This window comes from Corynebacterium amycolatum SK46, from assembly GCF_000173655.1.
GTDB lineage: Bacteria > Actinomycetota > Actinomycetes > Mycobacteriales > Mycobacteriaceae > Corynebacterium > Corynebacterium amycolatum_A.
This window is the reverse complement of sequence record NZ_ABZU01000006.1, coordinates 85,446-109,044: the sequence shown is the minus strand read 5'-3', so window position 1 is coordinate 109,044 and position 23,599 is coordinate 85,446. Positions and strand designations below refer to the sequence as shown.

General features: G+C 66.1%; 13 protein-coding genes and 1 pseudogene. 12 read left to right on the top strand and 2 right to left on the bottom strand.

Annotation, left to right across the window (positions count from 1 at the left end):
* Positions 1 to 29 precede the first annotated feature (29 nt).
* Positions 30 to 923: a Cof-type HAD-IIB family hydrolase gene (locus CORAM0001_RS05635; RefSeq protein ID WP_005510640.1), complete on the bottom strand. Its 894-nt coding sequence runs from the start codon at positions 921 to 923 to the stop codon at positions 30 to 32.
* Positions 924 to 1,105: 182 nt separating this feature from the next.
* Between CORAM0001_RS05635 and CORAM0001_RS05630 the strand changes: the two genes are divergently transcribed.
* On the top strand, positions 1,106 to 2,557 hold the full coding sequence (locus tag CORAM0001_RS05630) for a glyceraldehyde-3-phosphate dehydrogenase (RefSeq protein ID WP_005510607.1): 1,452 nt from the start codon (positions 1,106 to 1,108) through the stop codon (positions 2,555 to 2,557).
* Between the two features lie 250 nt (positions 2,558 to 2,807).
* Here CORAM0001_RS05630 and CORAM0001_RS11050 read toward each other — a convergent pair.
* Positions 2,808 to 3,990, bottom strand: a pseudogene (locus tag CORAM0001_RS11050) (IS110 family RNA-guided transposase).
* Between the two features lie 402 nt (positions 3,991 to 4,392).
* On the opposite strand from CORAM0001_RS11050, the gene CORAM0001_RS05615 reads away from it, so the two are divergent.
* The 11 genes from CORAM0001_RS05615 (at position 4,393) to CORAM0001_RS05565 (ending at position 23,526) form a co-directional block, all read left to right on the top strand.
* Positions 4,393 to 4,974, top strand: coding sequence for an ECF transporter S component (locus CORAM0001_RS05615; RefSeq protein ID WP_005510642.1), 582 nt, complete (start codon positions 4,393 to 4,395; stop codon positions 4,972 to 4,974).
* Between the two features lie 107 nt (positions 4,975 to 5,081).
* Positions 5,082 to 7,268, top strand: a complete 2,187-nt coding sequence (locus CORAM0001_RS05610; protein WP_244262004.1) for an ATP-binding cassette domain-containing protein — start codon at positions 5,082 to 5,084, stop codon at positions 7,266 to 7,268.
* 174 nt (positions 7,269 to 7,442) lie between these two features.
* Entirely contained in the window at positions 7,443 to 9,215 is a 1,773-nt protein-coding gene (locus CORAM0001_RS05605) for an AMP-binding protein (RefSeq protein ID WP_040361310.1), read from the top strand.
* A gap of 10 nt (positions 9,216 to 9,225) precedes the next feature.
* Positions 9,226 to 15,537: a non-ribosomal peptide synthetase gene (locus CORAM0001_RS05600; RefSeq protein WP_005510595.1), complete on the top strand. Its 6,312-nt coding sequence runs from the start codon at positions 9,226 to 9,228 to the stop codon at positions 15,535 to 15,537.
* Positions 15,530 to 16,708, top strand: coding sequence for a saccharopine dehydrogenase family protein (locus tag CORAM0001_RS05595; protein ID WP_040361308.1), 1,179 nt, complete (start codon positions 15,530 to 15,532; stop codon positions 16,706 to 16,708). The genes CORAM0001_RS05600 and CORAM0001_RS05595 overlap by 8 nt, the downstream gene beginning before the upstream one ends.
* Positions 16,705 to 17,748: an ABC transporter ATP-binding protein gene (locus tag CORAM0001_RS05590; protein ID WP_005510646.1), complete on the top strand. Its 1,044-nt coding sequence runs from the start codon at positions 16,705 to 16,707 to the stop codon at positions 17,746 to 17,748. The genes CORAM0001_RS05595 and CORAM0001_RS05590 overlap by 4 nt, the downstream gene beginning before the upstream one ends.
* Positions 17,745 to 18,497, top strand: a complete 753-nt coding sequence (locus CORAM0001_RS05585) for an ABC transporter permease (protein WP_005510617.1) — start codon at positions 17,745 to 17,747, stop codon at positions 18,495 to 18,497. Before CORAM0001_RS05590 ends, CORAM0001_RS05585 begins: the two co-directional genes overlap by 4 nt.
* Positions 18,494 to 19,231, top strand: a complete 738-nt coding sequence (locus tag CORAM0001_RS05580; RefSeq protein WP_005510594.1) for an ABC transporter permease — start codon at positions 18,494 to 18,496, stop codon at positions 19,229 to 19,231. The genes CORAM0001_RS05585 and CORAM0001_RS05580 overlap by 4 nt, the downstream gene beginning before the upstream one ends.
* Positions 19,232 to 19,337: 106 nt before the next feature.
* A complete protein-coding gene (locus tag CORAM0001_RS05575) occupies positions 19,338 to 20,021 on the top strand; it encodes a class I SAM-dependent methyltransferase (RefSeq protein WP_005510625.1) in 684 nt (227 codons plus the stop codon).
* Complete coding sequence (locus tag CORAM0001_RS05570; RefSeq protein WP_005510666.1) at positions 20,018 to 21,796, top strand: ABC transporter ATP-binding protein; 1,779 nt, start codon at positions 20,018 to 20,020, stop codon at positions 21,794 to 21,796. Before CORAM0001_RS05575 ends, CORAM0001_RS05570 begins: the two co-directional genes overlap by 4 nt.
* Positions 21,793 to 23,526: an ABC transporter ATP-binding protein gene (locus tag CORAM0001_RS05565; RefSeq protein ID WP_040361306.1), complete on the top strand. Its 1,734-nt coding sequence runs from the start codon at positions 21,793 to 21,795 to the stop codon at positions 23,524 to 23,526. Before CORAM0001_RS05570 ends, CORAM0001_RS05565 begins: the two co-directional genes overlap by 4 nt.
* Positions 23,527 to 23,599 lie beyond the last annotated feature (73 nt).

The window sequence follows — 23,599 nt, the reverse complement described above, 5'->3', positions numbered from 1 at the left end:
GCTCCAGTGGGGTAAGGGGTCAATTGCAGTTAGAGGTTGAACAGTTCACGCAGCGTCGTGATGACGCCTTCCTCCGCGTTCGACGGTGCGATGTCGGTGGCGCGGCGTTTGATTTCCGGGTGACCGTTGGACATGGCAAACGAACGGCCTGCGTAGTCGATGAGCTCGAGATCATTCAGGTAATCAACGAAGCAGACAGTTTCGGCAGGAGAGACGCCGAGGGCCTCCTGCAGGGCGGCGAGTGCCGTGCCCTTGTTAGTGTTGGCGTCGATGAGGTCGACCCAATGTGCACCGGAGACTACCGCGCGTAGGTGCGAGCTCTGGGAACGCAGATAATCGGCCGATTCCTCTTCGACGGAGTAAGGATCAAAGGCGGCAATTTTGACGATGCCGTCCTCGGCGGCAGCGGCGATGACGTCATCGACCTTCTGCAGCTTCAAGTAGTACTTGGCGGCTTCGTTGAACTGCAGCTGCTGCACTTCCTCCGGAATATTGAAATGCGGCGGGAAAAACTCCACGTATGCGCTGGCAGCGCCGCAGATAATAACCGATAGAGGAGTGCGACCCGCTGCCACGCGGTTGTCGTTGAACTGGCGGATTGCGTGTACCAACTGGGTGACGATGTCGTGGTCGATACTGGTAACCGAGACCACCTCGCCCGCATCCGCGACATAGTTGCCATTTTCCGCAATGATTGGGATTCGGTGTGCAATGGGGGCGAACTGGTCGGCCAGAGTGGCGTACTGGCGGCCCGACGCGGGAGCGAAGTGGACACCGCGGTCGAGCAGTTCGGTCACTACCGGCCAGAAGGAATCCGGGATTTCCTTGTCTTCATTTAATAAAGTCCCGTCCATATCCGTGACTACAAGGCGGTATGGCGGCTGGCTGGGAGATTGCTGCTGGATATCCAGGGGTTCCGTCATGGCTTTTATTCTAACGGGTAAGTAGGGTCACTTTTCTTCCTTGGGCCGCCTCCCGGGGCCTCCCCCGATTGGGTGAAAGCTGGGCCACAATACGGGGTACCCAGTTGAGGGCGATAGCCGGTGAATAGTGTGTGCGGGGTATTTTGAGGGGGAACTCATATTCATTTTAGCCAGGAGGATTTATGTCGGATTCGGCCCCCATCAAGCGCAATGACTGGAATGAGCGCATCAGCCTTGCAGAGCAGATGATTCCCCTCCTGGGGCAACTGCGTCGCAACAATGATGTCGTGACTTCAATCTTCGGCCGCCGACTGGAAAACGTTACCGAGACCGGCATCATTAAGTCGCACCGCTACGCCCGTCGCATCACCTCGCAGGAGCTGCCCCTGAGCCAGACCCTGCCGATTCTGCAGGAACTGGTGAAGATGGATCTCGGCACCGCCTCCATCGACCTGGGTGCCCTGGCTACCAGCTTCGAAGAGGAAGGCGGCGACCTGCGCGCGTTCCTCGAGCGTGAGCTTGCCGACGTCATCGGTGCCGGAACACAGACTCCGAAGACCGACATTGTCCTCTACGGTTTCGGCCGCATCGGCCGCCTGCTGGCTCGCATTCTGCTGGCTCGTGAGGCACTGTTCAACGGCCCGCGCCTGCGCGCAATTGTGGTTCGCCAGAATGGTGAGGACGACATTGTCAAGCGTGCTTCGCTGCTGCGCCGTGACTCCGTCCACGGTGCATTCGACGGCACCATCTCGGTTGACCGCGAAAACAACATTATTTGGGCAAATGGCACCCCGATTCAGGTCATTTACTCCAATGACCCGGCAACTGTTGACTACACCGCCTACGACATTAACGATGCGATTGTCATTGACAACACCGGTCGTTGGCGTGACCGCGAGGGACTGTCGCAGCACCTTCAGTCCAAGGGTGTGGCCAAGGTTCTGCTTACCGCGCCGGGCAAGGGCGATGTGAAGAACATCGTCTACGGAATCAACCACAACATCATCGAGGACTCTGACAACATTTTGTCGGCAGCCTCTTGTACTACCAACGGCATCACCCCGGTGCTGAAGGTCGTCAATGACAAGTGGGGCGTCGAGTTCGGTCACGTCGAAACTGTTCACTCCTTCACCAACGACCAGAACTTGATCGACAACTTCCACAAGGGTTCTCGCCGTGGCCGCGCAGCCACCCTGAACATGGTTCTCACCGAGACCGGTGCCGCAAAGGCCGTCGCCAAGGCTCTGCCGGAGTTCGAGGGCAAGCTGACCGGTAACGCCATCCGCGTTCCCACCCCGGACGTTTCCATGGCGGTGCTGAACCTGACTCTGGACACTGAGGTCGACCGCGACGAGGTTAACAACTACCTGCGTGAAGTTTCTCTGAAGTCCGTCCTGCGTCAGCAGATTGACTACATTCACTCCCCAGAAGTGGTCTCCACCGACTTCGTCGGCTCCACTCACGCCGGCATCGTCGATGGTCTGGCCACCATCGCCAACGGCAAGCACCTGGTGCTCTACGTCTGGTACGACAACGAGTTCGGTTACTCCAACCAGGTCATCCGTATCGCCGAGGAGATTGCCGGTGCCCGCCCGCGCGTCTACCCGAAGCGCAAGCACATCGACGAGCTGTAAGCCTGAAGCTCCCGGGAACGTGAAATTAGCCCTCTTCCCGCTACTGCTACCGCCCGTGAATCTGGTTCTGCGCGGCTTCGGCGCGGATGCATGGGCCGGGGGTCCGGCCGCCACTCGGTCCCGATCCGTGTGGGGGTCCCTATGTGGATTGTCAATAGTCAGGCGGGACTTTCACGTACATCGTATGGGGTGTAGCCATGACTGATCGCCGGGCCGCATCGTGCGGGCCGGCGATAATCAGCGCAGCGGCCTACGCAGCCGTGGCGATGGTTCTAGCAGGGATTTCTCGGAAGAACTCACGCCGAGTCAACAGGGCATAGAAGACGTTGCAGCGGCTCCGGGCAAGCCATATCACCGCGGCATTGTGCTTCTGCCCTTCAGCCCGTTTACGCAGGTAGTAGTCGCGCGATGCGAGATGGCAGTGCGACGCGATCCACGCCGATCGAAACATCGCGTTTTTCAACTGTTTATTGCCGGCCCTGGTGGGAAACTCGCCGCGGACCGACGTACCCGACTGCCGGGTGGTCGGCGTGATGCCGGCTGGCAATCGCCGACGGACAACAAGATGTTAGAGGCGGTCTTGATGCCTACGCCGGGCACCGACATCAAGACCTGGGCAAGAGGGAACGATTCGAGCATCTCCTCGACTTGTCCGGCGATCGTGTCGCGCTGTGCTTGAAGCGCTTTGATGTTCGCCGCCAGCTGGGGAATGACCAATTCTGCTGCCGCAGTGCCGGGTACCGTGACAGTTTGCTCGGCAAGGGCGGCGAAAGTTGCGTCAACCAGGGCAGCAAGGTCCTTCTTGGCGCGGTTGCGCATCCACTTCAGGACCCGGCCTCGACCTGCGGCGGCCAGTTTTGTCGACCTTCGTAGTGGATGAGCGAGTCCAGCACCAGCGTGCGCGAGAGAATCTCGCCTGCAAAGACGCGCTCGAGTTCGGGGTGAATCTGTGTGAGCACGCTGCGAAGGCGGTTTTTCGTTCGGGTGGCGTCTTTGGCGATGTTGTCATGGAATCCGGCGAGCATCTTCAGCGCTGCTAGTGTCTCGTCGTCGCGGTCGACTGCCCGCAGTGTGTGCGGCATGGTGCGGGCGGTGTCGGCGATGATGAATGCATCTCGGCGGTCGGTTTTTGATCGTCGAGGGTAGAGATCGGCTGCTTTTCGCATGGCTAGGTCGGGGAGGTCTCCGACCGTGCAACCGCAGTCGCGGGCCACGGCGATGGGCAGGGCGCCGATCGTGTTGTGTTGATCGACGACCATGAGAACGCTGCTGTGGGCCTGCATGGACGCGAAGATTTCGTGCCGTGCAGCTTCATCTTGGGGCAGTGGTTTGTCGTAAATTCTCTCGCCGGTGTTGGTCAGCGCGCAGGCATGGTGGCCGGATTTGCCGACGTCGAGGCCGATGATGATTTCGGGTGTTGTGGACGGTTCCATGGCGGTGTCCTTCTGTTGCGTCTGGTCACCGGTGTCTTGGACATCCGTTGCAGGCACCCACGTTACGACGAGACCTCTGTTTGGTCCGTGTCCCTATTAGCTGTCAGTGGTTGTCCCCGGTGCCCGGTGGCAACACCCCGGATTATGGAAATGTTCACGCAGATAAGCCATGCCGGGCCCGGTGACCGCGCCCCGTGAGGGAGCACCATCACGGTAACGGGGGTGGACGGGGGTAAGGTAGATAAACGGAGCCTAGCGTAAGTCGATAAGCAATGCCTAACCTAATGTTGTTTCAGGTGGTGTTTCCAATCGGGAACCGGCAACGGAAGCGAGGCGGCGACGATGAACGGAAAACGTGGATCGACCGGAGAACCCCTCTCCGGAGGGGGAGCCGGGGACGCGGTGGCGTCGCAGACGGATGACGGGCGGTTGGTGCACGTCGCACCGGTCGCAGCGGGTGGCCGACCATCCACCCGCGACATGCTCGTCGCCGCCGCGATCGGCGTCGCGGGGTCTCTCATCATCGTGCCCCTGACCTACCTGCAGGTGTTCGCCGGCATTGCCCACGTTTATCTCGTCGCGGCGACGCTCGGGTTGTGGTTCCTGCAGTGCGTTGTTCCCCTCATCGTCGTCCGCAAGCCTGGCGCGAGCCTTATCGCGTGCCTTGCGATGGGCGTCGTGTCCGCGGCGACCACCCCGTTCGGCGTCGCCGCAATCGGGGCGCTGATTATGGAAGGATTGCTCATCGAGCTTCCGTTCATGGTCACCCTGTACCGGCGGTGGACGCGTCCCCAGTTCGTGGCGTCGGCGATGGTGTTCTCCGCGCTGATGGGAACGATGGCCCCGCGCGCAGTCGGCGTCGACTCGCCGACCACGCCCATGACCCTGATCAGCTTCGCCGTAGCCTTGGCATCGAGCCTGGTGTTTTTGGTCCTGGGCTTTGCCGTCGCAAAGGGGCTTCGCAGCCGCGGGGTCACCCGGTGACCGGCGGAGCACCCGCGTGCGCCGGTGCGACACGCGGGACGGCCCCGGCCCGGTTACGGGTTAGTGGCGCGGGCGTGCGGCACGCCGATGGGCGATGGGTACCCGACATGGTGGATCTCTCCTTCGATTTCGGCACGATCAACGCCATCACGGGACCCGTGGGATGCGGAAAGACGAGCCTGGCCCACCTCATCGCTGGACTGATCCCCTCGCACATCCCCATCGACCATGCCGGATTCGTGCACATCGTCGATGCCGACGGCACCGAACGCCCCGTGGACGGGGACCGGGTCACCTTCGTCGGGCAAGACCCGGCGACGCAGGTGCTCACGCTCCGAGTCGTCGATGACGTGTCCATGGCCCTCGAGTTTTCCCTCGTGGAAGCCGGCATCGTCGCCAAGCGATCAGCCGAGGCCCTGTCGGAGCTCGGGCTGTCAGAGCTCGCGGAGAAGGATCCGTGGGCTTTGTCGGGTGGGCAACGCCAGCGGATGGCCATCGCCGGTGCGGTGGCCAGGGCGCCGGAGGTCATGATCTTCGACGAGCCCGCGGCCCACGTCGACGAGGACGGTCGCCGGTCGCTGTTCGCCGCCATCCGTGATTTGCGAGCCCCGGGGCGCGTCATCCTGCTCATCGAGCACGACCTCCGCCCGTTCGACGGGTGGGTCGACACGGTGACTATCCTCGATGCGGACGGGAGCGTCGCCGCGCACGGAGCGCCGGAGGGCATTGCGACGTCGGTCGCGACCGCCGGAGCCTCGGACGCCAGTACGCCGGGCACGGGGGCACCGGACCGTCCCGATTCGGAATCGGCGGCGGATGCCGTTCCACTGCTGGCCTTGACCGGAACCCACGTGGTCCGAGGCGGGGAGAGGATCCTGAACGGGGCCGATCTGACACTGAAACGGGGCGAGATTCATGCCCTAGTCGGCGCCAACGGAGCCGGTAAGTCCACCTTGCTGGCGGTGCTGTCGGGCCAGATGAAGGCGGGAGTGGACCTCCGGATCGACGGCGCGTCCGCCCGGCGCGTCCCCGACGCCTTCGCGTCGTGGGCGTTCCAGAACCCCGAGCACCAGTTCACCCGCGCGACCGTCGCCGCGGAAATCGACTCCGCGCTGGCCGGCACGGACCCGCACGGACCACTCGGCGCCGATGAGCTGCGGAAACTGCGGGAAGCCCTGTGCCCCAGGGCACTGGACCCCGTCTCGCCGTTCATCCTGTCGGGCGGACAGAAAAGACGGTTGGGCATCTTCCTGGCGGTGGCGGCCAATCGCCGTTTGCTGCTTCTCGACGAGCCGTTGGCGCACCTGGATTCGCCGAGCTCGCGCATCGTACTGGATGCGCTAGCGGAATACGCCGGGGCCGGCGGAACCGTTGTGTTCACGTGCCACGACCGCCGTGCCGCGCGAACGTGGGCGGATCGGGCGAGCATCGTCGCCGAAGGGAAGGTCGCCTGGTCCGGTCCCGCAGCCGACCTGCCGGCTTCCCCGGAGTCGTCCCGGCGGGATCGCCCACTGCCCGCGACCGGCGCACGGACGTCCTTGGAAGAAAGCCCCTGGACCAGTGAATCCGCCGCTCGAAGGCGCGCGGGGTTGAACGCCATCACGATTGTCGCGGCGGTGATGCTCGTCCTCGTCGCCGGGCTGCTCTCCGGTGGAGACACCGTTCTCGCCCTGACGGTGGTCGCGTTCCTCTCACTCGCTGCGATCGCGGAACGCGACGTTCGGGCGACGGCGGGGAAGGTCCTTCTCGTCCTGTTAATCGGGGTGTTCTTCGGCCTGCTCGGGTGGCGCTCCGAGTTCTACGGAGGTGGGAATGCGGCGGAGGCCGTCCTCCACGGCATCCATCACGGACTGCTGCTGACGGCCATGTTCGCGGGGACGGTCCTGGTCTCCGCGTGCATGCGCGTCGAGGAGCTTTTCGACGCCATGGTGCAACGCCTCCGGGTGCCCTACACATGGTGCACCATAGCGATTTCCGGGGTGAGCATCGCGGCGTTCCTGCGCAGCGAAATCCCGCAGCTGACATGGGCGATTAGATTGCGCTCGATGCGACCGGAGCAGTCTTTCCGCTCCGGTTTCATTCGCGCGACGACGCCCGCGCGCATCGCCTTCCCCTTGTTCGTCAGCGCCGTGCGCTGCGCCGAAAAGCTGTCCCTGACCCTGGCGATGCGCAACTTCGGCCGCTATCCGCGGCGTACCTTCCGCACCAATCACCCCTGGCGAGTGCGTGACGGGTTCGCGGCCGCAGCGTCCGCCGCGGCTTTCGTCGCCGCCCTGGTGTCCGCAGTGACTTGACGGGCACCCGGAACCGGCGGGTCCCGGGCCCGCAAGCGTTTCTGAGCTTGTGCGGAGACGCGCCCCACCCAGTTGCTTCACCCTTTCAACCCTTCAGACACATCCTCCGGGTCACGCCATGCGGGCCCGGTCCGCCCGGCACCGGCATGGCGCCGACAACCGAAAGAGGTACCAATGAACACGATCCGGACCATCAGCGACGTGCTTCGGGACAAGGCCGATGAGACGAAAAAGGGGATCACCTTCGTCGAGAATCGGCGGGACGTCTTCGTCCCGTATGGCCGGGTCCATGCGGAGGCGGTGGCGGCTGCGACTCGGTTGGCCGAAGCCGGCATCGGCCCTGGCGATCGCGTGATCTTCCAGGTTTCGGAGAACCGCGGGCTCATCCGGGCGTTCTGGGGCTGCGTCTACGCCGGCGCGGTTCCGGCGCTTGCGCCGCCGGTGTCGGGCCCGGTTGACGTCGACAGGGTGCGGACGCTCTCGGACATGATGCCCGGGGCCCCGATCCTGGTCGACGAACGCAGTCACACGCTGCTCACCGGCGCAAACGGTGCCGAAGTCGTGGGCGAAGACCGGCTGCTCGACGTGTCCATTGTCAATGACGCTGCCGCGGAACCGGGTGCGGCGATGCCGGGTGATGTTGAATCGGACTTCTCTCAGGCGGGGGACGTGGATTCCGGGGATGGGGCCGGGGCGGTCCCCGCGTTCCCGGTGCGAGGTGGGACGGCCGGCGAAGCCCTCATCCAGTTTTCGTCCGGCTCCACGGGATCGCCAAAGGGCGTCATCGTAACCAACGAGTCCGTGCTGAACGGTCTGCGCGCGACGATCCCACGCCACGCGCACCGGTACGAGAACAAGATGCTCACGTGGTTGCCTTTGACCCACAACCTTTCGCTGATCGGCTTCCACGTCTACGCCCTTTTTCGTGGGTACGACCAGGTGTTGCTGCCGGTTTCCGAGGTGGTCGCCGATCCCCCGAGGTGGTTCGAGGCCGTGACCAGGCACCGGCCGACGGTGACAGTGTGCCCGAACTTCGCGTTCAAGCATTTCCTGCGCCATCTCGAGCGCCGGCCCCTCGGGGATGACCACGGTTACGACTTCTCCAACGTCCAGAAGCTGATGAGCGGTTCTGAACCCATCGACGCTCCATTGGCCCGGCGGTTCCTCGCGGCGATGTCCGCCATGGGCCTCCGGGAGGATGCCCTGACCTCCGCCTACGGAATGTCCGAAGCTTGCCTGCTGGTCACAACCCGGGACATCTACTCGGGTCTGTCCACGGTGCGACTTGACCGGACGGGCATCGCCACGGGGCAGCGTTTCGAGGACATCGAGAGCGAGTCCGGAGCTGAGTTCGTCGCCTTGGGCAAGGCCGTCCCTGGGATTTCCTTGACCATCCGCGATGACGGGGGCGGGATCCTCGGCGACGGCACCGTCGGCGAAATCCACATCGCCGGCGCTCCGATGACCCGCGCCGCGATCACAGCAGAGGGGATCGTGGAGCACGAACTCACCGATGATGGGGCGTTCGCAACGGGGGACATGGGCATTCTCCGCGACGGCGAGTTGTTCGTCCTCGGCCGGAAGAAGGACATCATCTTCGTCAACGGCCGGAATTACTATTCGGCTGATTTGGAAGCCGTGCTGGAGAACGCGCTTGACCGCGATGTTGCCGTTCTCGGCCGGAGCAACCCAGCCACGGGCGAAGAGGAGATCGCCGTGTTCTTGGCCAGGCGGACCCCGACCGATCGTAAGGCCGACGATGCGACCGGTGCCGGGCAATCGGACGGGGATGAATCTCCGATCGATGAACAGGCGGTGGCCCGGTCCGCGACGACCGAGCTGATGCGCGTCGCCGGGGTGCCCGTCTCCCGGGTTCTGTGGGTCGACGAGCTGCCCGTCGCGTCGAACGGAAAGAAGCTCCGCCGCAAGCTCGAGGCTCTGCTCTGAGGCGATGACGATGACCAATGAAACTACCGCCGTGGGAGGAGCCCGCACCGGGGCCCGAGTCGCCCCCGAACGGCTGTCGGAGTCCATCGCCGACGCCATCGGTGTGCACCTGGATTCGGCGGACGTGAAACTCCGCGACCACATCCCGAACTCCCTGACTTTCCTCCAGATGCTGCTGGCGCTGGAGGACGAGTACGGGGTCACCATCGATTATGCGGCGATGGACCCCGGGGTCACGGTCGCTGATTTGGCGGCCGTCATCGACGCCGCCCGGGGTGGCGCTGATGCCGGATCTGCCGCAGGCGCCGCTGCCGGGGCCGATCCCGCTGCAGCGACGGGTGAGTCGGATGACGGCTGTGCCGGCAAAAATGGGGCCGGTCCAGCGGACGCGGTTCCGCTCAATCCGATCCAGACCGCCTACCTGCTCGGCGCGGACGAGGACATCGAGCTTGGCGGCCAAGCGACGTACATCTACGCGGAATCCCGGCACGACTATTCGTTGACGCAGGTGGAGGAGGCCGTGCGGGCGGTCTTCGGGCGTCACGACGTGCTGTTCCATCGGCTCGACGTCGATGCCGGGGTCTTGAGCCCGACCGGCGCGTGCCTCGCCACCGTCGAGGTAGTCGGGTCCGGCGACGATGTCGACGCGGCGGTGGGGGAGATCCGTCGGGACATGCGAACCGCGGCGCGGTCGTCGAACGAGGACGGTCCCATGGTCGCCGCGAGGCTGCTCGCAGATGCGGGCGGGTGCAGGATGTTCATCTACTTCAACATGATCGTCATGGATGCGGGTTCGGTGTACCTGTTCTTCGACGAGCTCGAATCCCTGCTAGCTGGGGAGCCGCCGGCTCCGGCTTCCAGATATGGGGATGCCCTGGCGGCAATCTCTGCGCGCCGGCGCGACGGGAAACAGGCCGAGGACCTCGCCTACTGGGAGAAGAAGGCCGCAGATCTGCCGCGGCGTCCGGAGTTCCCGGCGGCCGTGGGAGGTGGCGACGATTGGTCGACCCGGCGCTTGGGCACGGTGCTCGACGCGGAGGTCACCGCCAAGCTCAGCGAACGTGCCCGCCGCATTGGAGTTACCCTGTCGTCGCTGGTGATGGCGGTCAACGCCGCCGTCGTCTGCAGGTGGCTGCCCGAATCCGCGTTGACGGTCAACGTGACTGTCAGCGAACGCAGCGGCCTCGCCGCGGGCACGAGGGTGATGGGAGATTTCACTTCATCGATGCTTGTCGGCGTCGACGCCGGGAGAGCCGCGACCATCGACGGGTTGGCGGAGGCGATCGACCTGGACATCCGCGAAGGGCTGTCCCACCGCTGCGTTTCCGGTGTGGAGGTGCTACAGCGATTCCTCCGGGACGCGACCAATCAGTCCCAGGCCACCGCACCGGTGGTGTTCACCAGCTACCTCGGCGGCGAGCGGGGAAGCGGGCGCAGCCCGGTCATCGAACGCGTCTACACGCAAACCGCGCAGGTGTGCCTCGACATCCAGGTGATGCCGGCATCGGGCGGGATGGCGTTGTCGTGGGACGTGGTCGACGATTACTTCCCTGCGGTAGATGCGATGTTCGGAGCCGTTGCGGAGGCCCTGGACGTGGTGGCGGAGGGGGGAGAGGCTCTGCCCATCCGTCATGCGGAGACGGAGGGGGCTGTCGCCCGCTACAACGACGCTGCGGGCCCGATCCACGATGACACCCTGGTTTCGCTTGTCGAAGCCGCATGCGCGGCGACTCCGGATGCGCCGGCCGTGCGCCTCGCCGCCCGGGGCATCTCGTACACCTACGCCGAGGTCTGGGCCAGGGCCGGACGCATCGCCCGCCAACTCTCGGAATCCGGCGTCGGGGCGGGGGATGCGGTGATCGTGCGCTACACCAAGCATCCCGACGACATCGTCAACATGGTCGGCGCATTGCGTGCGGGAGCCGCATTCGTGCCTGTCGACGCGGGCATGCCGGCCCAGCGACAAGAATACGTAGTGGAAGCCTCAGGTGCGGCGGGCCTGATTCTGGACACCGGCATAATCGATGAACTGGACCAAAGCGGAGTAGCGGGCGTCGGCAAGCCCGCAGCCGCGGAAGCCTGCGACCGCGCGGGCAGCGCGGGTGCGCACTCTTCGCCCGGCACTGCCCCTGACGACCTTGCGTACGTCATCTTCACCTCGGGGACCACGGGCCGGCCAAAGGGTGTGCGGATCAGTCATCGCAACTGTGTCAACACCATCCTCGACGTGAACCGGCGGTATGGGGTCACCTCCGCTGATTGCATCATCGGATTGTCGTCGCTGGGATTCGACCTGTCGATCTACGACGTGTTCGGTGCGTTCGCGGCAGGCGCGACGGTGACAATGGTCGGAGACGAACGCAACGCCGATGAAATCCTCGACGTCTTGCGGGAAGAGCGGGTCACGCTGTGGAACTCCGCGCCCGCCCTGTTGGAGCTCGCCCTGGTCCGGGCGACGGACGACGACGTGTTCCCGGATGTCCGCACCGTATTGCTCAGCGGCGATCGCATCGCAGCGGGGCTTCCGGCGCGCGCCATGGACATGTTCCCGAATGCGTCGATCAATAGCCTGGGCGGTGCGACCGAAGGAAGCATTTGGTCCATCCACTACCCGCTGCAACGCGACAGCCTGGAAAACCGCATTCCCTACGGGTACCCGCTGGCGAACCAGGGCATCCACGTGCTCGCGCCCGACGGGGTGCATTGCCCCGTCGGGGTGCCGGGAGAAATCCACATCAGCGGTCTCGGCGTCGCGCAGGGGTATGCGGCCGATCCGGAGCGGACCGCTGCCGCCTTCGGGTATGTCCCAGGCATCGGTCGCTGCTACCGGACCGGAGACGTGGGCATGTTCAACGCGGAGGGTTTTGTGGAATTTCTCGGCCGCCGCGATCGTCAGGTGAAAATCGCGGGCTTCCGCGTCGAACTCGGAGAAATCGAATCGGTCCTCGAGCGGTCCGGCCTGGTGACCGCGTCGATGGCGGCGGTTGTCGAATCGGGCGATCGGGGACTACTGGCGTGCCTCTACGTTCCGGTGGACGATATGACCGGCTCGCGGGATGCCGTCCGGGCCGAGCTTGCCCGCTGCTTGCCAGCGTACATGGTACCGACGGTCCTGCTGCCGGTGGCGCATCTGCCCGTTACCGTCAACGGGAAACTGGATCAGGAGGAAATTCGTAGGCACGTCGGCGCCGCGGGCGGCGGGGCAACGGCCGATGGCGAGGTCGCCGGGGCGGGGGCCGGAGCCGTAGGCTCGGCTGGTTCCGTCGCCGACCCCGGGGCGATCGAGTTGGTGTCCGGAGTCTTCGACGAGATTCTCGGGGAAGCCCCGTCGACGGGTGCCGCGGATCCGGCGTGCGGCGCGGGAGAGTCCTTCTTCCGCCGCGGCGGCGATTCCCTGCAATTCCAGGTTATGATGCGCGCGATCCGGCAGAAGACCGGAGTCCGGCTCCGTTTCCGCGACGTCATCGTCGACCCGACCATCGCGCACATCGCCGGCCTTGTATCGGAGGCCATGCGGGAGTCCGGGGCCGAGTCTGAAGCCGTCGCCGAGGCAGTGCCTTCCCCCAATTGTGCCGTCGGTGCCGGTTCAGCCGCAGGAGGCGCCCGAGAATGCTCCGCGAGTGCCCACGGAAAGGATCCGGTGGAACAATTCGGGGATGACCCCCACGCGCCGTTCCCCTTGACTGACATGCAGAAGGCCTACTACGTTGGCCGGAACTCTGGGTTCGAGCTGGGCGGCGTCACCGAGCACTACTACATCGAATCCGTCACCGAACCCGGTACCGACATCGACCGCCTGGAAGACGCCCTCGACAAGCTAATCCGCAGGCATCCGATGCTGCGCGTCGTGTTCACCGCACAAGCCACGCAGCGGATCCTGCCGGAGGTTCCGCGCTACCGTATTGATGTCGCCGACTACCGGACCGCCGATGAGGCGACCGTGGTCGAGGCGGTGCGGCGCAAGCGCGATGAGCTGAGCCACCAGGTATTCGATCTGGGCAGCTGGCCCTTGTTCCATCTGTCGGCGTTCGCGCTCCCGGACGGGCGGCACCGCCTGTTCTTCAGCGTGGACATGATCATCGGAGACGGGGCGAGCCAGCGGATTTTCATCGACGACCTGGACAAGCTGTACCGAGGAACGGAGCTTCCGCCCGTCACTGGCGACTACCGCACGTACGTCTTGGAGATGAAGCGCCGGGAAGCTTCGGCGGTCGGGCGGGGCGAAGAGGCGTTGACTCGGACGGTGGTCGAGGAATTCCCGCCCGGCAACACCCTTCCATCAAGCGGTGCGGCCGCGGACGTGGATGTGCCGCGGATGCGTCGCCTGTCGTACACGTTCACCGCTGAGGAAACCGCACTGTTGCGGGAAAGGGCCAGCGCCGCCGACGGCAGCGTGTCCGCACTGCTTCTCGCCTGCTATGCGACGAGCCTGTCGCTGTGGTCGAAGGGGGATTCGGTCGGCATCAACATCACCACGTACAACCGTGATTCCGAAATCGCCGACGTCGCCGGCGTATTCGGTGATTTCACCGGCGTCATTCTGATGCCTGTAAAAGCGGCCGCCGACCATGATCTCCGTTGGTGGACGGCGGAACTGCGCAACCGGCTGCTCGGGCACATGGCGGCCGGGTACTCCGGGGTGTCGTTGCTCGGCACCATCGCGCGCCACCGGGGTCTGCCCGTCGGACAGGCCATAGCGCCGTTCGTGTACACCTCGTTGCTGTTCGGCGAGGGGGCCGCGGCAGGCGATGGCTCGGGCAGGGATGCCCACGTCCTGGGAGACGTCGATTACGCCATCTCCCAGACCCCGCAGGTGCTGTTGGACAACCAGGTGATGGAGGTCGACGGGCGTATCAACGTCGCCTGGGATTTCGTCGAGCAGATCCTGAAACCGGAACTGGTGGAGGACATCTTCGACCATTACATCAGGTCGGTGTCGGGCTTCGCCGGGGGCTGCTCCGAAGCGGCGCCGCTGAGCGTCGGCCAGGTTCGGCACCTGCGCCTGGCGGTCGGGGGCACTTCTTCCGGCGGTGGGGTGATCGACGACGGCGTCGCGGGCGTGTTATCGGCAGAGCGCGACAGAGCGGGCGCGATCTCGAGGATCGCATCCGGGGACCTGATGGGCCGAGTTCGCGGATACCTGACGGTCATCACTGGGATAGTCCGGGCCGACCTCGGCGGCGCCGAAGCCGGCGCGGACGACGACCTGTTCCTCCTCGGCTACGACTCCCTGGGATTCGTGAAACTGATGCAGCGGATCCAGGACATCACCGGGGCGTCGGTGCCGCTCGCGGAAGCGCTGGCCAAGCCGACGCCACGTGGCGTGGCAGAGCTCGTCGGCCAGTCGACGGCCACGCGGACCGACCGGCGGGACGCGGATGACCCCGGCGCGTCGGCCGCGGACCGTTCGCTGGTCCTATTGCGCAGCGGTGATGAGGCGCGCCCGATCTTCCTCGTCCACGGCGGATTCGGCACCGTCGACATCTACCGAGACCTGGCACTCGCGATCCCCGGTGGCGGGCAGGTGTGGGGCGTCGGCTTCGCGGAGTTCGAGAGACCATTCCCCCACGCTATCGGCATCGGCGATATCGCGGCCCACTATTCGGGCCGGGTCCGCGAGGTGCTCGTCGACGGTGCCGCCCCTGCGATCGTTGGATGGAGCCTCGGCGGCACCATCGCGGCCGAGATGGCTCTCCGTTTGGCCGATCTCGATCCTGCGCTGGTGTTTCTCGACAGCCTGGCTCCGGGGATTGCGGTCGACGTCGGGGATTTCGACGCGGAATCCGAAAAGGGGCTGCTGTCCCGGGTGATGCCCTCGATCGCCGATCTCCCGCACGGAACGCCGATTGCCCGCCTCTGGGCGGAGTTCGGCGGGGTCGACGAGACCGATGGGGAACGGGGGACCCGCCTGCGTGCCCTGGCCGCAGCGGTCGCACCGACGCTCCTGGAGGACCTTGGGCTTTCCGGCGACCGGGTGACAGCGACGGAGTTCAACTCGCTGCGCTCGCTCATCGATGCCCGCACCCGGTACCGGCCCGAGGGGCGGGTGAGGGAGGCGCTGTTCGTTCTCCCCGATGACGGCGAGGCTCACAACCACGACCAGTGGCGGGACCACCTCGTCGATGACCTCTGCGTCGCCGGCGTCGCGGGAAACCACTATTCGTTCGTCCTCGGAGAGGATGCCGCGCTGACTGGGGCTCTCATCGGGGAGTACATCGAACGCCGGCGCCGGGCGCCGGAAACGGACGACAGGGCAGTGGACCCGTCGTCCGATGGAATCGACCGGTCGCGGGACCGGGGAAACGAGATGGAAAGTGACTGATCGACGAAACGGCGGGGAAGCACGGGACCGCGACGCGGGCGAACCCGTGAAAGTGCTGGTGGCCGGAGGTACCGGCGTCACCGGACGGCTCGTCCGGGGGATGCTCGGCGTCGTCGACGGGATCGAGCTGGCCTACACTTCCCGAAAGAAACCGGACGATGGCCCGGGGCGGCACTTCCCGCTGAGGATTGCCGCCGGCCACAACGAGATCTGCAGGGTATTCCGCAAACACGATTGGGTGGTCAACTGCACCGGCCCGTTCGAGGTGCACGCAGACTCACTCGCCCGTGCTTGCATTGACTCAGGCACCGGATACATCGACGTCAACGATTCGATCGACGCCCGCCGCGCAATCATGGCCCTCGACGGGGATGCCCGGCGGGAGGGGGTTCCCGTGCTCACCGGGTTCGGCCTGTGCCCGGGCTTGTCGACGGCACTGTTGATTCTCGGGGCCCGCGCTGCGGGGGTCGAAGAGGTCCGCGATGTGCGGGTTGATTTGCGAATCGGCGCCGACCAGGAATCCGGGGCCGCGTCGGTCGAGTCGATGTTCCGGACCATTCGCGGCGGATACCGCGCGATGCTCGGCGGCGCCATTGTCGAAGTGCGGCGCAACCCGGTGTCGTCGCAAAGCGGAATCGGCTACGAATGCCCGGACGTCGACGTCGTACGCGAGGTGTGCCCCTCGATCCGTGGATATTCCTACCACGTCGCCTTCGATGCCCTCCCCGATGAGTCGGTGGAGAAGATCTGCACGTCGAGACTGTACGCGATGCCCGTTGTCTCCGGTTTGCTCGCCCGTCTCGGGGCGGCCGTGACATCGCGGAAGGCGCGGGCGAAGGACACTCCGCAACCCGCCGAGCTGGTCGTCGCACTGTCGTCCGCCAGCGCGGGCGATGCGGGGCCGTCGGCCGAGACGACCGTCGTCCGGGCGACCGGCCCGGGTTCCTACAAAATGACCGCGGCGATTGCTGCCGCCACCGTTGTGGCGGTCGCGGGGAAGCCGGTCGCGCCGGGGTGCCGGGATCTCGTCGGCCACCCCCGGCTCCTCGAACCGGTCCTCGCCTTCGCCCGCGATGCGGGCATCCATATCGAGGTGCCGCATGACAACCCGACCACGGGGCCGCTGCCGACAGCGGCCCACTGCGATACCAAAGAAAAGGGGAAACGATGACGGATCAAGCTGAACGAGGTGCGGCGATCGTCGTCCGCGACCTCACGAAGAGCTACCCGATTGCGGGCAAAGCGGGCACCGCGCCCGAAGGCGGGGCAGGTGCCCCGCCGGACGGCGGGCGCAAGGGAAAGCGCGGTGCCCGGATGCGCAAGCATGTGCTCGACGGCGTGAGTTTCACCGTGCCCGCCGGGGCGATCGTGTCGTTCCTCGGACACAACGGCGCAGGCAAGACTACCCTCATCCGAATCCTATCGACGCTCATCACCGCAGACTCCGGCGAGGTGAGCATCTTCTCGCGCGATGTGAAAGAGGATCCGGCGGGCGTGCGCGCCGACATTGCCACCACCGGCCAATTCGCGGCGATCGACGAGAACCTCACCGGCCGGGAGAACCTGGAGTTCTTCGGGCGGCTGCGCGGACTCGACCGCGCCGACGCGGCCGCCCGCGCGACGGAACTGCTCGCGCAATTCTCGCTCGCAGACAGTGCCTCGACGTTGGTGTCGGCCTATTCGGGTGGCATGCGGCGCCGCCTCGACATCGCCGCGTCGCTGTGCGTCGTGCCCAGGCTGCTGTTCCTCGACGAACCCACGACGGGGCTGGACCCGGTCAGCCGCGAAGAGCTGTGGGGCCTCATCCGGCAGCTGCGGGATGACGGAATGACCCTGGTGCTGACCACCCAGTACCTGGAAGAGGCGGAGGCGCTGGCAGACCACGTCCATCTACTCAAGGACCGCCGCATCGTCGCCAGCGGAACGCCGGAGGAATTGCGCCGCGATTTCGGGTCGCACGTGCTCCGCGTGTCCTTCGCCACCGCCGCCGGGGCGGAGGCGTTCGCCCGCTGCCTCGGGGGAACGTGCCTGGACCGCGCCCGCGTCGCGGGGAAGTCGGTGTCCCTCGACGTCGACCCCGGACCGCGGATCCTCGAGGCGGTGGCGCGGGCGATGGAGGCCTCGGAAGCGTTGCCGGATTCGCTGAGTGTGTCGCCGCCCACCCTCAACGAGGTGTTCATATCGATGAACGCAGGGGGTGCGGCGCGATGAGTGCGACGTCGGTCGCGGCGTTTCTCCGTCGGGATCTGCTGCTGTTGCGACGCAACACCGCGTCGCTGATCTCCATGTTCGTAGTTCCGCCCCTCTTCCTGCTGTGTCTGTACGCGGTGTTTGGGTACTCGGCGGGGCAATCCGGCTTCGGGTACCTGCGTTTCGTGCTCGGCGGCTGCCTGTTCCAGGCGGCGATGTTCACCGCCGCGGCGTCGGCGATGGCGGTGGGACAGGACGTCGAATCCGGGCTTGTTGACCGCGTGCGCGTGTTGCCCGGGGCCACAGGCGGATATGTCGCCGGCAGGCTCGCCACTGATGTGCTGCGGATGTCCGCGTCGATCGCGGCGCTGCTGGTCGTCGCGTGGGCCTGCGGCCTCGACATGGCTGTCGGTGACGTCGCGTGGACTGTCCTGTGGTCGCTGCTCGCCGCAGCGGTCCTGTCCCTGGTCACGGACGGGGTGATCCTGATGGTGCCCGCCCCGGTGTCGACGGCCTCATCGATCCAGGCGCTGGAAATGCTGCTGCTTATGTTCTCCACCGCGTTCATTCCGGCGACCGCTTTGGACGGCTCCCTGCGCGACGTCGTACGTCACATGCCGTTTTCGCCGATGATCGAGGTGATCAGGGCGGCGTCCCCGGACGCCTTCCCGGATAGCGCCGGGGAAGAGGCAGCCCTGTGGCTCGGTGTCGCGGTGGTCGCCGGAATCGTCCTGTTCATCCGCCGGTTCACCTCGAGGAGCGAATCATGATCGACGCCATCTTCGTGCATCTGCGGCGCATCGCCCACATTTGGCTGCGGCGCCCCGACTTCTGGTTCATGACGTTCATTGCTCCGCTCGTGTACCTGTTCATCGTCAACCGCATGTTCGGTGGCCTGGTCAGGCAGCTCACCGGAGAGTTCGAACTCCGGAACGCGGTCATCCTGGTCGTGACGGCGTGGGCGTTCATCCTGGCCATCACGGGATCGTCCACCGTGTTCGTTGAACGCAGCAATGGCTTCCACGAGCGGTTAATCACCATGCCGTCACCGTACGCGGCCGTGCCGGCCGCACGGATCATTGCCGAGTTCATCCGGATCATGGCGATGACGGTCGTCGTCGCGGTGGTGGCCGCCTTGCTTTCCGACGGCCCCCCGGAGGTGTCCTGGTGGTGGAGGATTGCGGTGACCGGCGCGATGGTTGCCGCGGCGGCCGCATGCACCGGCACGTACATCGCGTTCTCCATCACCAGCCCCCAGGGTTCCGTGGCCCTCATCCCGTTAATCATCGTTGCGATGTTCGTCAACACGGTGCTCATGCCCGCCGACCACTTCCGGCCTCTCCTGCGCGGAATCGCCGAGCACACCCCCGTATCCGCGGCCGGCGAGGCCGTCACCGGCACCGGGGCTGCGGGTCTGGTGGTCTGCGCGGCCTGGTTCTTAGGCATCGCCGTGCTCGCGGCGTGGGGCATCGCCGTGAAAACGAGGCCGGGGGAGTCTGCATGACGGGCACGTCCACAGGGGTAGCGCCGCCGACGACGGCCCGCGAACCCGAGCACCTAACCCGAAACCGCCGCGTGGACGCGGCCCACACACCCGGAGACAGAACCAGATGAAGTCGATTGCCCAGATCGTTCAGAACAACCGCAGACTCCTCGCGGCCTACGAGGACAAGGTCCAGCCGAGGTTCCTCAGCCGCTATGCGCGTGAACCGATGGACGCCGCCGCCGTGTATCGGAAGCTCCGTGCGCTGGATCCCGGGCCGGATGCGCCGGCCCGGGTTCTCGACCTCGGTTGCGGAACCGGGTGGCTCGCCCGCATGCTCGCCGCCGAGCCTCGCTATCGCAGGGCGAACATCGTCGGCTACGACCTGTCGCCCAATGCGATCCGCATCGCCCGCGAACGCGCCGCCGTCGAAGGGCTCGGGGCCCGGACGGAATTCCACGTCGCCGACGTCCTCGCGCCGCTCGCGGAAGAGACCGGCGGGACCGATGAAATCTGGGTGTGCGGCTCGCTCCACCAAATGAAAGATGCGGGTGCCGCGCTCGGCAGGGTCGCCGGGCTGCTCGCCGACGGCGGCATCGCTTACGTGCAGACGTTCGCCGAGGATCCCGACGTGAACGAGCGGGTCGACATGGCCGTCATGGCGAAGATGGGCCACCGGGTGTTCCGGGGCAGCGAGCTCGAGGACCTCGCCGAAGCCAACGGGCTGAAGCTGGGCGGAGCCTCACACGCCGGCATGGTGTACTTCTGCACTCTCACGAAGAAAAGCGCAATCGAGGAGGCGGGCAAGTGAGCGCCGTGGACGGGACCGTAGGCCCGTGGTCGCTGCTCGCCCCGATCCGGACACGGATGCGTGCGGTGGTCGCGTTATCCGTCCTGTCGTCGGTGGCTACCGTCGCTTCGCTGGTCGGCATCATCGACATCGCGATGACGTACCCGGAGGCCCCGGAGCATCGGACGTGGTTGGCCGTGGCTGTCATCGTCGTCGCCGCAACGGTGCGCATGGCCGCGGACGGCGCCGCCGGCATGCTCTCGCACCGGGCGGATAACGACCTGCAGCTCCACCTCCGGCGCCGGCTGGTCGCCCAAATCCGGAAGCTGCCGCTGGGCTGGCTGGACTCCCGGCGCTCGTCGGGAATCATCGGGTCGGTTGAGAAGGACGTCGCGGCTGTTCACCAGCTCATGGGCCACACCGTCGGTGAGACCGTGGTGGCGGTGCTGGTTCCCCTGCTTTCCCTCATCGCGCTCGTCGCGGTGGATTGGCGGATTGCGGCGGTGGCGGTCGTCCCGGTGCTGGTCACCTTCGCCCTGATGGGCGTGATGATGTCGCGCGGAGCCGGTCTTCAGCGCGACTACGAGCGAGCCTCCGAAGGAGTGACGGCCGCGGTTATCGAGTTGGTGCGCGGTATCCCGGTGATGAAGTCCTTCGGACGCGCCAACCAAGGCGCGGGTCGCTACGATGCCGCGGCGTTGTCGTTCGTCCGCGCGTGGTCTGACTGGTCCCGGCAGTCGAACATCTATCTCGGGCTCATCGACGTGGTGACGTCTCCGATCACAGTCCTCGCAGTGGTGTGCGGGGCCGGCCTCGCTCTGAGGGACGCCGCGGGCGGCCTACCGGAGGGGCTCGTCGCCGGGCTGGTTCTCAGCCTTGGACTCTCCGCGGCGATCGTGCGGGTGGCCATGAACTCCGAACCCATCATCGCGGGGATCGCTGCCCTGAAGTCCATCGCGGAGGTGCTGGGCACGCCGCCGATCGTCGAGCCCGCCGATCCGGTGCCCGCGCGCGGAGGCGCGCTCGAGGCCCGGAACCTGGTCTTCTCCTACGGCGATGGGCCGCGGGTCCTCGACGGGATGTCCGCGACGTTCGAACCGGGGACCCTCACTGCGCTGGTGGGGTCCTCCGGTTCCGGAAAGTCCACCGTCGCCCGGCTGTTGGCGCGTTTCCACGACCCCGTTGAAGGCTCGGTGCTGCTGGGCGGCGCCGATCTTCGCGACATCGCCGTGCGCGACGTGCACCGCTCAGTGTCGGTGGTGTTCCAAGATCCGCAGTTGCTCACGCTGCCGTTGCGGGAGAACATCCGGCTGGCCAGGAGAGACGCCACCGACGGCGAAATCATGGCGGCCGCGAAGCTCGCGAACCTCGATGCGGTCATCGCGGCGCTGCCGAAGGGCTTGGATTCGGTGGTCAACGTCGACGTGACCTTTTCCGGTGGTGAGGCGCAGCGCGTGGCCATCGCGAGGTCAATCGTCACGGACGCGCCGGTGCACATCTTCGACGAGGCAACCGCTTACGCGGATCCGGCTTCCGAGGCCCTCATCCAGTCCGCAATCGAGCGTTTGGCCCGTTCGCGGACGGTGATTGTGATCGCGCACAGGTTGAGCACGATCCGCAACGCCGACCGCATCCTCGTTCTCGATGGGGGAGCGGTCGCGGAGGCGGGTACCCACGACGAGTTGCTTGCGCGCGGTGGCCGCTACCGGGATTTGTGGCGCGCGTTCGCGCTCGACGACGAACCATCCGCCCCGCGGGGCACTGAATCAGACGATGAAAAGGCGGGGAACCGATGATTCGGGACTTGTGGTCGATGACGGATCGGCGCTCGAGAATGACGCTGGCATGGCTCATTGCGTTGGCCGCGCTTGCCGCGCTGGCCCAGGGAGCGGCGTTCGTCGCGCTGCTGCCGCTGCTGTCGGCTCTGGCCGAGGGAGATGATGCGACGGCGTGGCGTTTCACCGGTGTCATCGCCGGCCTCGCGGCCGCCCATGCGGTGCTGTCTTTCGCCGCGGGGACGGTCGGCAGGGCGAATTCCGCAGCGGTGCTGTCGTCCCTGCTGCGTTCCCTGGGCGAACGCGTGCTGACGTTGCCACTCGGGTACGTCACCAAGTCCACGGTCGGCCGCTTTTCGGAGATGGCGTCGTCGGGTATCGCGTTCGCGGCGTCCGTGCCGCACGTGATCCTGCGGCCTGTCATCGCCGCGGTGGTTGCGCCGACCGTCATCGCCTTCGGAATTCTGGCGGTGGATTGGCGCGTCGGTTTGGTTCTCGTCGCGTCGGCGCCGGTGCTCTTCTTCGCCTACCGGGCCATTGGCCGGGTCGGCGGGGAGTCGGACGAAGCGCATGCTGACGCCGTCGCTGCCGTCTCCGGCAGGCTGATCGAGTTCACCCGCTGCCAGCAGGCGATTCGCGCCGCGGGCGACGGTTCGGCGGCGGACGCGATGGTGGATGAGGCGATCCGGGCCCAACACGATGCGTTCGCGAAGGCGACGTCGACGCAGGGGGCGGCCATCGGACGGCTGGGTTCGGTCGTCCATGCGGTGTTCACGGCGGCGGTGATCGTCGCCGTGGCAGTCGCCGCGACGGGCGGGATGGCGCCGGCGCATTTGGCGCCGATGCTCATCGTAGTCGTCCAGTTCACCGGACCAATCACCACGGCGGGAGCGTTGTCCGGCGGTTTCGGTGCGGGCCGCAACACGTTGGCTGCGTTGCGTGACCTGCGGGCAATCCCCGCCCTTCCCGAACCTGCCGCACCGGAGCTGCCCGACGGGCATGACGTGGAGTTCCGCGACGTGAGCTTCGGGTACGGGGATAAGAAGGTTCTCGACGGCGTCAGCTTCCGTGCACCTCAGGGAGCGCTGGTTGCCGTAGTGGGACCGTCGGGGGCGGGCAAGACGACGGTCATGCGGCTGCTGTCGCGTTTTCATGATCCGGACTCGGGGGAGGTCCTCATCGGCGGGGTGCCCTTGCCTCGAATCGGCACCGACGGCGTGAACTCGCTGGTGACCCCGGTGTTCCAGGAGGCGTTCCTTTTCGACGCGTCCGTGCGGGACAACGTGGTCTTCGCCGATCCCGGATTCGGTTCCGAACCCGGTGGCGGGGACCGCTTGCGTGAGGCCGCCCGGCGTTCCGGGGTGGACCGCATCGTGGAGCTGCTGCCTTCCGGGTGGGATACCCCGGTGGGGGAGGAGGGGACGCTACTGTCGGGAGGCGAGCGGCAGCGCCTCGCCATCGCCCGGGCGCTTCTGAAGGATTCCCCGGTGGTGCTTCTCGACGAGCCGACGTCCTCGCTGGATGCGGCCACTGAGCGGGCGATCGTCGGCACGATGGAGGCGTTGCGCGGCGATCGCACCGTGATCGTCGTCGCCCATCGCTTGCACACCGTCCGCGATGCCGACCTCATCGTCGTGCTTTCGGAGGACGGGACGGTCGCAGAACGGGGCACGCACGATGAATTGCTGGCGAAGGGCGGCCGCTACGCCGAGTCGTGGGCGTGCCGGACGGGGAGCTCCCCGGGCGCCTGATCCGCATCACCTGGTCGATGCCCTCACGGGTGCCCTGCCGCAGCTTCCCGAATCCCACCGCCAGGCGCTCGGT